Annotated in this window: 14 protein-coding genes and 2 tRNA genes; all 16 read left to right on the forward strand. The window is 48.8% G+C overall.

The window, feature by feature from the left end; genetic code table 11:
- Positions 1 to 115: hypothetical protein (locus HYT76_10540; GenBank protein ID MBI2083979.1), on the forward strand; the 115-nt coding region annotated here is incomplete at its 5' end.
- 1 nt (position 116) lies between these two features.
- Positions 117 to 266 carry a 50S ribosomal protein L33 gene (rpmG, locus tag HYT76_10545; protein ID MBI2083980.1) on the forward strand — a complete coding sequence of 50 codons (150 nt, stop codon included), beginning with the start codon at positions 117 to 119 and terminating at the stop codon, positions 264 to 266.
- A 24-nt stretch (positions 267 to 290) separates the two neighbouring features.
- Positions 291 to 363, forward strand: a tRNA-Trp gene (locus tag HYT76_10550).
- Positions 364 to 427: 64 nt separating this feature from the next.
- A tRNA-Trp gene (locus HYT76_10555) sits at positions 428 to 496 on the forward strand.
- A gap of 112 nt (positions 497 to 608) precedes the next feature.
- Positions 609 to 926, forward strand: a complete 318-nt coding sequence (gene secE / locus HYT76_10560) for a preprotein translocase subunit SecE (GenBank protein MBI2083981.1) — start codon at positions 609 to 611, stop codon at positions 924 to 926.
- Between the two features lie 9 nt (positions 927 to 935).
- Positions 936 to 1,463 (forward strand): transcription termination/antitermination protein NusG, encoded by a 528-nt coding sequence (gene nusG / locus HYT76_10565; GenBank protein MBI2083982.1) that lies wholly within the window; start codon positions 936 to 938, stop codon positions 1,461 to 1,463.
- Positions 1,464 to 1,895, forward strand: coding sequence for a 50S ribosomal protein L11 (gene rplK / locus HYT76_10570; GenBank protein MBI2083983.1), 432 nt, complete (start codon positions 1,464 to 1,466; stop codon positions 1,893 to 1,895).
- A complete protein-coding gene (locus HYT76_10575; GenBank protein MBI2083984.1) occupies positions 1,892 to 2,584 on the forward strand; it encodes a 50S ribosomal protein L1 in 693 nt (230 codons plus the stop codon). The genes rplK and HYT76_10575 overlap by 4 nt, the downstream gene beginning before the upstream one ends.
- A gap of 13 nt (positions 2,585 to 2,597) precedes the next feature.
- Positions 2,598 to 3,113 (forward strand): 50S ribosomal protein L10, encoded by a 516-nt coding sequence (gene rplJ, locus HYT76_10580; GenBank protein ID MBI2083985.1) that lies wholly within the window; start codon positions 2,598 to 2,600, stop codon positions 3,111 to 3,113.
- A gap of 39 nt (positions 3,114 to 3,152) precedes the next feature.
- Positions 3,153 to 3,533 carry a 50S ribosomal protein L7/L12 gene (gene rplL / locus HYT76_10585; GenBank protein ID MBI2083986.1) on the forward strand — a complete coding sequence of 127 codons (381 nt, stop codon included), beginning with the start codon at positions 3,153 to 3,155 and terminating at the stop codon, positions 3,531 to 3,533.
- Positions 3,534 to 3,547: 14 nt separating this feature from the next.
- Complete coding sequence (gene rpoB / locus HYT76_10590) at positions 3,548 to 7,648, forward strand: DNA-directed RNA polymerase subunit beta (GenBank protein ID MBI2083987.1); 4,101 nt, start codon at positions 3,548 to 3,550, stop codon at positions 7,646 to 7,648.
- A 37-nt stretch (positions 7,649 to 7,685) separates the two neighbouring features.
- Complete coding sequence (rpoC, locus tag HYT76_10595; GenBank protein MBI2083988.1) at positions 7,686 to 11,798, forward strand: DNA-directed RNA polymerase subunit beta'; 4,113 nt, start codon at positions 7,686 to 7,688, stop codon at positions 11,796 to 11,798.
- Positions 11,799 to 11,801: 3 nt separating this feature from the next.
- Positions 11,802 to 12,182, forward strand: a complete 381-nt coding sequence (locus tag HYT76_10600) for a 30S ribosomal protein S12 (protein MBI2083989.1) — start codon at positions 11,802 to 11,804, stop codon at positions 12,180 to 12,182.
- A 5-nt stretch (positions 12,183 to 12,187) separates the two neighbouring features.
- Positions 12,188 to 12,658, forward strand: coding sequence for a 30S ribosomal protein S7 (gene rpsG, locus HYT76_10605; GenBank protein ID MBI2083990.1), 471 nt, complete (start codon positions 12,188 to 12,190; stop codon positions 12,656 to 12,658).
- Between the two features lie 9 nt (positions 12,659 to 12,667).
- Positions 12,668 to 14,755: an elongation factor G gene (gene fusA, locus HYT76_10610; GenBank protein ID MBI2083991.1), complete on the forward strand. Its 2,088-nt coding sequence runs from the start codon at positions 12,668 to 12,670 to the stop codon at positions 14,753 to 14,755.
- Between the two features lie 12 nt (positions 14,756 to 14,767).
- Positions 14,768 to 14,872, forward strand: a 105-nt coding sequence (locus HYT76_10615; protein MBI2083992.1) for a hypothetical protein, incomplete at its 3' end; no start/stop codon positions are given.

A 14,872-nucleotide genomic window follows, 5' to 3' on the forward strand; every position in this document is an offset into this window, starting at 1 on the left:
GAGTTTGGAGGTTGAGTTGATCACGCCGATTGCGATGGATAAGGAGCTCCGATTTGCGATTCGAGAGGGAGGACATACAGTCGGGGCAGGAGTGGTAGCAGAGGTGATTGAGTAAAATGAGAATCATTATTCAAATGGAATGTACAGACTGTAAGCGTCGAAACTATTCGACGACGAAAAACAAGCAGACGATGCAGAAGCGTTTCGAGCTAAAAAAGTTTTGCCGGTTTTGTCGGAAGCATACAGTACATAAGGAGACAAAGTGAGGTTAGTTAAACCCTGGCTAGAACAGGGGAGTAGCTCAGTTGGTAGAGCACCGGTCTCCAAAACCGGGGGTCGCAGGTTCGAGCCCTGTCTCCCCTGTACTGGTCAGATGGGGATAATCAAGGGGAGAGCGGTATCTCCCCTTGATTATAGCGAGTCATCTGGCTTTGCCAGTGGCGAGCGAATAAATCACCGGTCTCCAAAACCGGGGGTCGCAGGTTCGAGCCCTGTCTCCCCTGTATTTTTTTGAATGGTTAGAATGATCGATAGTGAGTGAGGATTTGCTGATGCAGACTCAAAAGATCGTCAATCTGGCTCTGCTGGTCGCTTCCGGGATCCTCTTCATGTTGTTTTCGAGGGTCTTCGATTTTGTTTGGGAGGTCGGTCGATTAGGTCGTTTCGAAGAGTGGCCTGTCGGTCCTCAGGATTTAGCAGCTTTTGTTCTGGCCGTTGGGGCAGGTTTTGGAGTTCGAACATGGGGACGCGCAAATCAGTTTTTTAATGAGGTCGTTGTCGAACTTTCAAAAGTGACATGGCCTTTAGGGAAAGAGACTGTCGCCTCCTCTGGAGTTGTGGCTGTTTTGGTCAGTGTGGCTGCCTTGATTTTGGCGGTTATTGATCTGATTTGGGCGAAGATGGCGCTTGGAGTTTTCAAGTTTTAGGGATTTTTTATGATGCAATGGTATGTTGTCCATACCTATTCAGGGTTTGAACATAAGGCGAAGGCGGCTCTTGAGGAGAAGATCAAGACGCTTGGGAGACAGGATTTGGTTGGTGAGGTTTTGATCCCGTCGGAGAGTGTTGTGGAAATGAAAAAAGGGGTTAAGAAGACGGCTAACCGCAAGATCTTTCCTGGCTATATATTGGTCAGGATGGAGCTGAATGATGAAGCATGGCATATTGTAAAGTCGATTCCAAAGATCACGGGATTTGTGGGTGGGAGCAAGAGTCCATTTCCAGTCCCCGATGAGGAAGTCGCCAGGATTACTCGGCAGATCAGTGAAGGGACCCTGAAGCCGAAGCCGAAGGTGACATTTGAAAAAGGAGAAAGTGTTCGAGTTGTGGATGGGCCCTTCACAAATTTTAATGGTTTGGTGGATGACGTGAAACCTGAAAAAGGAAAACTGAAGGTGCTCGTGAGTATTTTTGGGCGGTCAACGCCAGTGGAATTGGATTTTATGCAAGTGGAGAAAAACTAGATGCCTCCGAAGAAAAAAGTACAGGCAGAAGTCAAGTTGCAATGCCCTGCAGGACAGGCAAATCCAGCTCCTCCTGTTGGTCCTGCTTTAGGTCAACATGGCGTCAACATCATGGAGTTTTGCAAACAGTTCAATGCAAAAACCCAAAAGATGGAGCCAGGACTTGTGACCCCTGTGGTGATTACGATTTATCAGGATCGTTCTTTTAGTTTTATTTTAAAGACTCCACCGGCTTCTGTTCTTTTGAAGAAGGCGGCAAAAGTTGAAAAAGGATCTGGCGAACCGAATAAAGCAAAGGTTGGGTCTGTCACAGTCAAGCAGGTGGAAGAGATTGCGAAGATGAAAATGCCGGATCTCAATGTCAATACGCTAGAGGCGGCGATAAAAACAGTTGCTGGCACTGCAAGAAGCATGGGGATTGAAGTCAAATGAGCGGGAAAAAATACAAACAGGCGTTTTCAAAAGTTGATCGAGCCCGACGTTTCAGTGTCGATGAGGCGTTAGGGCTTTTGTCGACTCTCCCCGTGGCGAAGTTTGATGAGACTGTTGATGTCTCTGTGAGATTGGGAGTTGATCCGAAACAGACAGATCAGATGGTTCGTGGGTCTGTGCCGCTGCCTCATGGATCGGGCAGGCAGGTGCGTATTGTTGTGATTGCCAAGGGTGATAAGCAGGAACAAGCCCAGAAGGCAGGGGCGACAGTTGTGGGGGGTGAGGAGTTGATTGAGAAGATCGAAAAAGGATGGATGGATTTTGATAAAGTTGTCACGACGCCTGACATGATGAAATCGGTCAGTCGTGTGGCCAAGATTTTAGGGCCGCGAGGGTTGATGCCCAATCCTAAAATGGGGACGGTTACTTTTGACGTTGGGACTGTTGTGCAAGAGCTGAAGGCCGGTCGCGCGGAATACAGAATTGAAAAGGCGGGGATTGTTCATTGTTCTATTGGCAAACTTTCTTTTGGGAAAGAGAAGTTAAAGGAGAATTTGATAGCGTTAATGGATTCAATCGTTCGTGCCAAGCCAAAGACTTCCAAAGGGACATACCTGAGGAGTGTTACGGTTTCCTCGACGATGGGACCGGGAGTCAAGCTCGATCCCGCATCGCTGCAAACAACTTAGACAAAAGGGATTTATGAAACGGGCAGAAAAAGAACAGGCAGTTGGACTATTATCTGAGAGGCTAAAGAAATCCCAGGCGATCATTCTTGCCGAGTATCGCGGATTGAAGGTTGCCGAACTGACCGAGATCCGGCGGGAGGTCAAGAAAACAGCCGGTGATCTGCATGTTGTCAAAAATCGTTTGGCAAAGAGGGTGATGGAGGGGAGTCAGCGGAGTGGCTTGAACAGCCATCTCAAGGGGCCTACCGCCATCGTTTATACAGATAAAGATCCTGTGGAGCTGACAAAGGTTCTCGCCAAGTATGCGGAGGCTTTTGATCCTTTCAAGCTCAAGGTTGGTCTTCTGGGAGATCGAGTCATTACGAGCACGGAAATTCAGGCACTTTCGAAGTTGGCTTCGCGGGAAGAGCTTTATGCGAGGTTGTTGGGGGCGCTCAATGCCCCAGCAACTAACCTCGTTCGCGTTCTCAATGCCGTTCCGCAGAAGATGGCGGTGGTGTTGAGTGAGATTGGAAAGAAGAAAACATAAGGAGTTCGAAACTTAGAAACTTTTAACTAGGAGGATAAGATGGCAAACGTAAGTCGAACAGACATCGTCGAGACACTCAAGCAAATGCCGCTTCTGGAAGTGTCAGAGCTTGTAAAGGAACTCGAGCAAACCTTTGGAGTCTCTGCGGCGGCAGCTGTCGCTATGGCTCCTGCAGCTGGAGCAGCAGCCGCAGCTCCTGTAGAGGAGAAGACAGAGTTTACTATCGTCTTGGCAGCCTCAGGCGACAACAAAATTGGCGTCATCAAAGAGGTTCGGGCTTTGACAGGGCTTGGTCTTAAAGAGGCGAAGGACCTTGTTGAAGGGGCCCCAAAGACTGTGAAGGAAGGGGTCTCCAAGGAAGAAGCCGACAAGATGAAGACGACTTTGGAGAAGGCTGGAGCCAAGGTAGAAGTTAAATAAAGGGAGATAACGCTATGCCCATTACGATCCATGATCGCATTCGGAGGAGGAGCTTTGCAAAGATTGGGGAGCCTGTTCCAATCCCGAATTTGATTGAGGTCCAGAAAAGGTCCTATGCCGACTTCCTCCAGGCAGAGACTCCATCTGATAAGCGTCAGATGACAGGTCTGCAAGGGGTGTTTAAGGCAGCTTTTCCTCTTTGGGATTTTAATCGCACAGCCTCTTTGGAGTTTGTCGCCTATCATCTCGACAAACCCAAATACGAGGTCGATGAGTGTCGCCAAAGAGGAATGACCTTCGCAGCCCCGATGCGTGTTGTCGTGCGTCTCGTCGTTTGGGACACCGATCCTGAGACAAAGGCCCAGTCGATTCGCGATGTGAAGGAGCAGGAGGTCTATTTTGGTGAAATCCCTCTGATGAATGAGACAGGGACCTTTATTATTAATGGGACGGAAAGGGTTATCGTTTCTCAGTTGCATCGATCTCCAGGTATCTTTTTTGAACATGACAAGGGGAAGACACATGCCTCGGGCAAGCTTCTTTATTCTGCACGGATCATTCCGTATCGAGGGTCCTGGCTTGATTTTGAGTTTGACCCCAAAGATGTCTTGTTTGTTCGCATTGATCGGAGGCGCAAATTTCCGGCGACTGTTCTTCTTCGAGCCTTAGGTTACAGTGCCGAAGAGCTTTTGAATTATTTTTACAAATCTGAAACGGTTCGTCTGGAAGGAAGAAAATTATTTAAGTCAGTTGACCCAGAACTTCTGCGATATCAAAAGGCCTCAAAAGATATCCGCCATCCAAAAACCGATGAGATCCTGATCAAGGCAGGGAGAAAGTTTAACAAGGCGATTGTCGATAAAATTGTCGCCGCTCGTCTCAAGGAAATTCCTATCGAAGATGCTGACATCATCGGTCAGGTGATCGCTCGCGATCTGATTGACAAAGGAACAGGAGAAGTGACCGCCGCTTCGGGCGATGTCCTGACAGAGGAGAAGCTTGAAAACATCCGGAAACAAAAAATCGAAGAGATCGAACTTCTCTATATCGATCATGTGAACGTTGGGCCTTATATTCGGAATACCCTTCTTCTCGACAAGATCACGTCTTCAGCGGAGGCGATTCTCGAAATTTATCGGCGCTTGCGCCCGGGGGATCCACCCACGCCAGAATCGGCTCGTATTTTCTTCGATGGCCTCTTTTTCAATCCAGACAAATACGATCTTTCGAAAGTTGGCCGACTCAAGATTAATCACAAGTTTAATTTTAGCACGCCTGTTGAGGTTCGTACCCTCCGCAAGGAAGATATTTTGGAGACGGTACGTTATCTTTGTAATTTAAAGGATGGCAAAGGACAGGTGGATGATATTGATCACCTTGGCAATCGGCGTGTTCGCTCGGTTGGCGAGCTTTTGGAGAATCAATATCGAGTCGGTCTTTTGAGAATGGAAAGGGCGATCAAGGAGCGGATGAGTCTTCAGGATGTTGAGACTCTGATGCCCCATGATCTGATCAATCCAAAACCGGTGAGCGCTGTCATTAAGGAATTTTTTGGTTCCAGTCAGCTTTCCCAGTTCATGGACCAAACGAATCCTCTTTCAGAGGTGACGCATAAGCGGCGTCTCTCGGCGTTGGGTCCTGGTGGGCTGACTCGGGAACGGGCAGGATTTGAGGTTCGTGACGTTCATGCCACTCACTACGGACGCATTTGTCCGATCGAAACTCCTGAAGGTCCGAATATCGGATTGATTGCATCCTTATCGACTTACAGCCGGATTAATGAATATGGATTTATCGAAACTCCCTATCGGAAGGTAGAAGAAGGGCGGGTAACCAACAAGATCCTTCATCTGTCTGCCCTCGAAGAGGAAAAATATACCATTGCTCAGGCGAATGCCCCAACCGATCGACAGGGTCATTTTTTGACGGATCTGATCTCTTGCCGGCGTGCAGGGGAATTTGTGATGGTTCCTCCCAAGGAAATACAGTTCATGGACGTTTCTCCGAATCAGCTGGTCAGCGTTGCGGCTGCTTTGGTTCCTTTTCTGGAGCATGACGATGCCAATCGAGCCCTCATGGGAGCGAACATGCAGCGTCAGGCAGTTCCTCTTATTCGGACGTCGGCCCCTCTTATCGGGACTGGTATTGAAAAGATTGTTGCTCGTGATTCTTGCGTCACAACGATTTCTCGCCGGGATGGGACAGTTGCTTCTGTCGATTCCATGAAGATCGTTGTGAAGGCGGACCGGGTGAAAAAGGGAGAGGAGTCAGATAGCGATACCTATCATCTGGTAAAATATCGCCGCTCCAACCAAAATACCTGTGTCAATCAAAGACCAATCGTTTGTGTCGGTGATCGTGTCAAAAAAGGAGATGTGCTGGCTGATGGTCCCGCGACAGATCGTGGTGAGTTAGCTTTAGGACAGAATGTCCTCGTCGCCTTCATGCCTTGGGGTGGATATAATTTTGAAGACTCCATCCTTGTTTCCGAGCGACTTGTTAAGGAGGACGTTTATACCTCGATTCATATTGAAGAATTTGAATCTGCTGCCCGGGATACAAAGCTTGGCAAGGAAGAAGTGACCCGAGACATTCCGAATGTTGGGGATGAGGCCCTTGCCAATCTGGACGAGGGAGGGATTGTTCGTATCGGCGCCGAAGTCAAGCCGGGCGATATCCTGGTCGGAAAGATTACGCCAAAAGGTGAGACCCAGTTATCTCCTGAAGAAAAGCTCCTTCGGGCCATTTTTGGAGAAAAAGCGGGTGATGTGAAGGACACATCTCTTCGAGTTCCCCCCGGCGTCTTCGGGATTGTGATCAATACACAGGTCTTTTCACGCGAGGGATCAGAGCTGGATGAGAGGGCCAAGAATCTTCAGGATAAGGATACACAAAAGCTGATCAAGGATCGGGATGAGGAGATTCGGCTGGTTCGGGAAGAGATGAAGAAAAAGGTCAAGAATCTTCTGCATGGGAAAACAGCCACCTCCAAGATTATTGACGAAGAGGAAGAGAAGGTTCTTTTGGCAAAAGGGAAGCCGATTACGATGGATGTTTTGGATAAGCTCCCTCTCTCACGATGGTCCGAGATCAGTGTTGGTAATGAAGATCTGGAGGAAGAACTTGCCGAAATGGTCGAGGGGATGGAGGAGCAGGTCGAACTTGTGAAGATGGTCTACGATCAGAAGGTTTCAAAACTTCACAAGGGAGATGAGCTTCCTCCCGGAGTGATCAAGATCGTCAAGGTCTATGTCGCCATCAAGAGAAAGCTTGCGGTCGGTGACAAGATGGCGGGGCGTCATGGGAATAAAGGGGTTATCTCACGGATTCTGCCGATGGAAGACATGCCTTATCTTGCCGATGGTAGTCCCGTTGATATTGTTCTGAATCCACTCGGTGTTCCTTCCCGAATGAATGCCGGTCAGATTTTGGAGTGTCATTTGGGTTGGGCCTGCAAAGGGATCGGTGAAAAAATCGGCAAACTTATTGAAGAAAATGATCGGGAGGCAGCCAAGACTTATCTGAAGAAATTTTATGGCAAGTCTTCCGACAACCCGATCTCTGAGATGAACGATCGGGAGATCAAGAGGTTGGCAGCGAGTCTTGTCGAGGGGGCTACCGTGACATCCGCTGTTTTTGATGGGGCGAAGGAATCGGAGATCAAGGAGACCTTGGAGCTTGCAGAACTTCCGACCCGTGGTCAGACGATTCTTTTTGACGGGAAGACCGGTGAGGCTTTTGATCAGCCGGTAACGGTTGGCATTATGTATATCATGAAGCTTCATCATCTGGTGGATGACAAGATTCACGCGAGATCGATCGGGCCTTACTCCCTCGTGACTCAACAACCACTGGGTGGAAAGGCGCAGTTTGGAGGTCAGAGACTTGGTGAAATGGAAGTTTGGGCGATGGAGGCGTATGGAGCCGCCTATTCACTACAGGAATTTTTGACGGTTAAATCCGATGATGTTCTTGGACGAACGCGCATGTACGAAATGATTGTCAAAGGTGAAAGGTCGTTCGAGCCGGGCTTGCCGGAATCGTTTAATGTCTTGGTGAAGGAGTTGCAGGCGTTGGGGTTAGATGTGGAATTGTTAGAGGAACCGATCTCTTAAAGATGCTGGTCCGCCTCAGGTGGATCAGGGAGGACGCATGGGAGATATTTTTAGTTTTTTTGAAAAACCGAAAGATCCGCACTCTTTTACGGGGGTTCGGCTTGGCCTCGCTTCTCCGGAAAAGATTCTTGCCTGGTCTCATGGAGAGGTGAAAAAGCCGGAGACCATTAATTACCGGACTTTCAAGCCGGAGCGGGATGGTCTTTTTTGTGCGAAAATCTTTGGGCCGGTCAAGGACTACGAGTGTAATTGCGGAAAATACAAGAGGATGAAACACCGTGGAATTGTTTGCGAGAAGTGCGGTGTTGAGGTCATCTCTTCCAAGGTGCGGCGTGAACGAATGGGTCACATTGTTTTAGCCTCTCCGGTCGCCCATATCTGGTTTTTGAAGAGTCTTCCGTCTCGTATCGGTACCAGTCTGAATATGTCTCTAAAGGACCTTGAGAGGGTTCTTTATTGTGAGGCGTATGTTGTTACCGATCCGGGAAGCACTGATTTTAAGGAAGGGGAAATCCTCTCTGAGTCCCAGTATCAGCGCGCACGTGCCGAGTATGGGAACAAATTCCAGGCAGGTATTGGCGGCGAGGTGGTCCGTGATTTGTTGAAAAAAATTAGTTTGGAAGAGCTTGCAAAGAAACTTCGCAAGGAGATGACGACCACAAAATCTGAGGCGACCCGTAAAAAGGCAGCTCGGCGCCTGAAGGTTGTGGATGCCTTCTTGCACTCAGGGAATCGGCCAGATTGGATGATGATTTCGGTGATTCCAGTTCTTCCTCCAGATTTGCGCCCCCTTGTCCCGCTTGATGGGGGACGTTTTGCGACCTCGGATCTTAATGATCTCTATCGTCGCGTTATTAACCGGAACAATCGGCTCAAAAGGTTATTAGAGCTCAATGCCCCGGACATTATCATTCGCAATGAAAAGCGAATGTTACAAGAGGCGGTGGATGCCTTGATTGACAATGGCCGGCGCGGGAAGGTCTTTACCGGTCCGAACAAGCGGCCTTTAAGGTCCCTCTCAGATATGTTGAAGGGAAAACAGGGCCGGTTCCGACAGAATCTCCTGGGGAAACGGGTCGATTATTCTGGTCGATCGGTTATTGTGGTCGGTCCAGAATTACGCCTCCACCAAACCGGTATTCCCAAGGCGATGGCGCTCGAACTCTTCAAGCCTTTTATCTATCAGAAGTTAGAGGAGCGGGGGATTGTTTCCACAATCAAAGGGGCCAAGAAGATGGTCGAGAAGGAACGCCCGGAGGTTTGGGATGCTCTGGAAGAGGTGATTCAGGAACATCCGGTTTATCTTAACCGCGCTCCTACGTTGCATCGACTTGGTATCCAGGCCTTCGAGCCTGTTCTTGTGGAAGGGAAGGCGATCCGCCTTCATCCGCTTGTTTGTACCGCCTTTAACGCCGATTTCGACGGTGACCAGATGGCGGTGCATGTCCCACTCTCTGTTGAGGCTCAGATTGAGGGACGAGTCCTCATGATGAGTACCAATAATATTCTGTCTCCGGCCTCTGGAAAACCGATCATTGTTCCGACCCAGGATATGGTTTTGGGAATTTACTACATGACGCGCGAAACCCCTTTTGCAAAAGGGGAGGGGATGAAGTTTGCCTCTCCCGATGAGGTTCGCTTGGCTTATGATCAAGGAGAGCTCCATCTCCATGCCCGGATTACGGTACGTATTGATGGAAAGAGGTATGAGACATCGACCGGTCGGGTTCTCCTTTATGAGATTGTTCCGCATTCTCTTCCTTTTGATATCGTCAATCGTGTCATGGATAAGAAGTCGATCGCAGACCTGGTGGAGGAGTGTTATCGCAAGGCGGGGAACAAGGCGACGGTCATCCTTGCTGACCATCTCATGAATGTTGGTTTTACCCAGGCGTCGAAGGCAGGCATTTCGATTTGTATTGATGACATGAAGATCCCGTCGACGAAGGAGAAGCAGCTGGAGAAGGCGTATAAAGAGGTTCGTGAAATTGAAGAACAGTATCAGGAAGGTCTGATCACCGCGGGAGAGAAGTACAATAAGGTCGTCGATATCTGGGCTGAGACAACGGAAGATATTGCCCAAGATATGATGCGTGAGATCAGTGTCGATATTGTTGAAGGGGAGAAAGGAAAGAAAGAGATCAAGAGTTTTAATCCTATCTTGATTATGGCTGACTCAGGGGCCCGAGGCAGTGCTCAACAGATGAGACAGCTTGCCGGGATGAGAGGTCTTATGGCCAAACCTTCCGGTGAAATCATTGAAACACCGATTACGGCTAATTTCCGAGAGGGATTAACGGTTTTACAGTACTTTATTTCAACTCACGGCGCCCGTAAGGGATTGGCCGATACCGCTCTGAAGACTGCGAATTCCGGTTATTTGACCCGTCGACTTGTTGATGTGGCACAGGATGTGGTTGTCATTAATCATGACTGCAATTCTCTCGATGGAATTGAGGTCTCTTCCCTGCTTGAAGGGGGTGAGGTTATCGATTCCCTTTCGAATCGTATTCTGGGGCGTGTGGCGCTCGAAGATATTCGGGATCCCTTTACGGGTGAGGTGTTGGTTAAAGGGGGGGAGGAGATTACCGAGGCTCATTTGCCAGCGATCGAAAATTCCGGTTTGGAAAAGATCAAGATTCGTTCCGTGTTGACCTGTCAAAATCAAAGAGGAACCTGCATCAAATGTTATGGGCGTGATCTGGCGCGAGGTCATATGGTGAATATTGGTGAGGCGGTCGGGGTTATTGCCGCCCAATCCATTGGAGAGCCTGGAACCCAGCTGACGATGAGAACCTTCCATATCGGAGGTACTGCATCTCGACGTGTCGAGCAGAGTGCCCTTGAAGCGCGTCATGAAGGAATCGTGAAGTTGCACAATGTCATGACAGTTTTGAACAAGGAGCAAGTTCTTGTTGTGATGAATCGCAATGGTGAAATTGCCTTGATGGATGAGGAAGGGCGTGAGCGAGAGAAACATCAGGTCATTTACGGAGCAAAGCTTCTTGTGAAAGATGGTCAAAAGGTCAAGGCAAAGACCCTTCTTGCCGAATGGGATCCTTACACGACTCCGATTCTTACGGAATCCTCGGGGACGATCAAATTTGGCGACATTATTGAAGGGAACTCGATGCAGGAACAGGTGGACGAAGTGACCGGGCTTGCGACGAAAGTCATTATTGAAGCGAAGGATCCAAATTTAAGACCCAGAGTCTCGATCAAGACTGAGGGAGGCAAGACAGCCTTTGTCCATGGAACAGAGCGTGAGGCACGTTATCTTCTCCCGATCGGGGCCCATATCGTCGTGACAGAAGGTCAAGGGATAAGTGCAGGGGATATTATTGCGAAGATTCCACGAGAAACAACGAAGACGAAGGATATTACAGGAGGTCTTCCCCGTGTCGCAGAGCTTTTTGAAGCTCGGAAACCAAAAGAGTGTGCCATCATCAGTGAGATTGATGGACGTGTCAGTTTTGGAAAAGATTCGAAGGGAAAGAGAAAGGTCATTATCACCCCTGAAGTTGGCGAGCCGAAAGAATATCTGATCATACGAGGACGTCATATTGCTGTTCATGAGGGTGATTTTGTGAAGGCAGGCGAGGCCCTCATGGATGGAGCGGCGAATCCTCATGATATCTTACAGGTCCTTGGCGAGAAAAGACTTGCGCAGTATCTTGTCGATGAAACCCAGGAGGTCTATCGTCTCCAGGGGGTTCGAATCAACGACAAGCATATCGAGGTCATTGTACGACAGATGCTGAGGCGTGTTCGGGTCACCGATCCGGGAGATACAACCTTCCTCGATGATGAACATGTTGAGAAGTGGATTTTTGAGGAAGAAAATGAAAAGGTCAGGAAAAGTGGAGGAACTCCAGCGGTGGCTGAATCTCTCCTCTTGGGGATCACAAAGGCCTCACTCTCCACAGAGAGTTTTATCTCGGCAGCTTCATTCCAGGAAACGACTCGAGTTCTGACAGAGGCAGCTATTTCCGGGAAGACCGATGTCCTGAGAGGACTGAAGGAGAACGTAATAATGGGCCGGTTGATCCCGGCTGGTGTTGGTTTGGCTCGTTATAAAAATTTGAAGATTGAGGTTAAGGAAAAAGAAGAGGTAACGGAGGGGGCTCAACCAAGAGCCTCTGTCGGGTGATTTATGCCAACAATTAATCAGCTCGTTCGATTCGAGCGCCAAAAAGTTGAAAAGAAAACAGGGGCCCCAGCCTTGATGCAGTCGCCTCAGAGACGAGGGGTTTGTGTTCGTGTTTACACGACGACACCCAAAAAGCCTAATTCGGCTCTTCGGAAGGTTGCCCGTGTCCGTTTGACGAATGGGATGGAGGTGAGCGCTTATATTCCTGGAGAGGGGCATAATCTCCAAGAGCACTCGATTGTTTTGGTGCGCGGAGGTCGTGTGAAAGATCTCCCCGGCGTTCGGTATCATATTATTCGAGGAACGCTCGACACGGCGGGGGTCGCAAAGAGACGTAAGAGTCGCTCGAAGTATGGAGCGAAGAGTGAAGGAAAGAAGGTCTAAAAACTATGTCAAGAAAATCATCATCAGAGAGAAGAGATGTCTCCCCGGATCCAAGATATAAGGACAAGCTTATCGGGAAATTGGTCAATAAGATGATGTTGGACGGGAAGAAATCAGTGGCTGAGAAGATTATTTATCGAGCATTTGATTCTGTGAACGAAAAGGCCAAAGACGATCCTTTAAAAATTTTCAAGGAGGCCCTCGAGAATATCAAGCCGGTTATGGAGGTAAGATCGCGGCGTGTCGGTGGTGCGACTTACCAGGTCCCTATGGAAGTGAGACCAGAGAGGCGGATTGCCTTAGGGCTTCGCTGGCTTCTTCTGAGCGCTCGGGAACGTGGTGAAAAGTCGATGGAGGACAAGTTGTGTGCGGAAATTCTTGAAGCACGTGTGGGAAAAGGGAATGCGGTGAAGAAGAGAGATGAGGTTCATAGAATGGCAGAGGCGAATCGAGCCTTCTCTCATTATCGTTGGTAAGGGAAATTTATGGCCACTGAAGGATATTTATTAGAAAAGACTCGGAACATCGGCATCATCGCTCATATCGATGCTGGCAAAACGACGTTTACCGAGCGTATTCTTTTCTATACAGGCGTGACGCATAAGATGGGTGAAGTCCATGATGGAGCGGCCCAGATGGACTGGATGCCTCAGGAACAGGAGAGAGGTATTACCATTACCTCCGCGGCAACGACCTGTTTTTGGAAAAATTACCGCATTAACATTATTGATACGCCAGGCCACGTTGATTTTACCATTGAGGTCGAGCGTTCGTTGCGGGTTCTTGATGGGGCGGTTGGTGTCTTTTGTGGAGTCGCGGGTGTTCAACCCCAGTCAGAGACTGTTTGGCGTCAGGCAAATAAATACCACGTTCCCCGAATCGCCTTTGTCAATAAAATGGATCGCGTTGGGGCTGATTTTTTCAAATGTATCCGTTCCATGAAGGAGCGTTTGGGGGCCAAGGCTGTCCCTGTGACACTCCCGATTGGTCAAGAGGAGAAGTTCTCCGGCATCGTCGATCTTATTTATCGGAAGGCATATAAGTTTGATGAGACCTCGCAGGGGGTTCAGATGACTCCTATCGATATCCCCCATGAGATGCATCAGATGGTTGAGGAATATCGGGAAAAGCTCATTGAAGAGGTTGTCGGTCATGATGATCATCTGATGGCAAAATATCTGGAAGGAAAACCTCTAACTGAAGAAGAGATTATTGGTTGTACTCGAAAAGCAACCGTCAGCATGGATATCACCCCTGTTTTTTGTGGAACTGCCTTGAGGAATAAGGGGGTTCAGCCTGTTCTAGATGGCGTGACAATGTTTCTTCCCTCTCCCCTGGATGTTCAAGGGGTGCGTGGATGGAATCCCGCAAACAAATCAGAAGAGCTCCAGAGACGTCCCGATGAAAAGGATCACTTTTCCGCCCTTGCTTTTAAGATTGCCAATGATCCTTATGTAGGGAACCTGACCTATTTCCGTGTTTATTCGGGGGAGCTTTTGGCAGGCAGTTATGTTTATAACGCGAGCAAGGACAAGAAGGAGAGAGTTGGCCGTCTCCTCCGGATGCATGCCAACAAAAGGGAAGAGATCAAGCGGGTTGCTGCAGGGGATATTGCGGCGGTGGTTGGTCTTAAATATACGACGACAGGAGATACCCTTTGTGATGAGGGTCATCCCGTTATTTTGGAGTCAATGGATTTTCCGGAACCGGTTATTTCAGTTGCTATCGAACCAAAGACAAAGGCGGATCATGACAAACTTTCACAATCGCTGGGGAACCTGGCGAAGGAAGATCCTTCTTTCCGCGTGAAAGTAGATCATGAAACAGGACAAACAATTATTTCTGGAATGGGTGAGCTTCATCTGGAGATCATTGTTGATCGCCTCATGAGGGAATTTAAGGTGGCGGCCAATGTGGGGCGTCCTCAGGTAGCTTACAGAGAAACGATTAACGGGAAGGCTGAGGCAGAAGGAAAATATATTCGTCAGACTGGTGGTCGTGGACAGTATGGAGATGTCTGGCTTCGGGTTGAGCCTAATGAAAAGGGGAAGGGGTTCGAGTTCATGGATGAAATTGTGGGAGGGGCGATCCCGAGGGAATATATTCCGGCGGTCAAGAAGGGAATCCTGGAAGCGATGGAAGGTGGCGTTCTTGCCGGTTATCCCCTTGTTGATCTGAAGGCAGCTCTTTTTGATGGTTCCTACCACGACGTTGACTCTTCGGAAATGGCCTTTAAGATTGCCGCTTCGATCGGTTTTAAGGAGGCACTCAAGAAGGCAGGGCTTGTCCTTCTTGAACCGATTATGAAATTAGAGGTTGAGACTCCGGAAGATACCTTGGGGCCTGTCACTGGGGATTTGAATTCCAGGCGAGGAAGGATTATGAGTACCGCCAGCCGCGGGAACTCAAAAGTTATTGATGCAGAGGTCCCTTTGGCAAAGATGTTTGGTTATGCGACCGACCTGCGATCTTTGACGCAAGGAAGGGCTATTTTTACGTTGGAATTTTCGCATTATGAACAGGTGCCGAGGAATATTGCAGAGGAGATTGTTGCTAAATCACAAGGAAAATAAGGAGGGGAACTTATGAGTAAGGCAAAATTTGATCGTACGAAGCCGCATGTAAACGTCGGGACGATCGGGCATGTAGATCATGGGAAGACGACATTAACGGCGGCGATCACGAAGGTG

Source organism: Deltaproteobacteria bacterium, assembly GCA_016180845.1.
GTDB lineage: Bacteria > UBA10199 > UBA10199 > JACPAL01 > JACPAL01 > JACPAK01.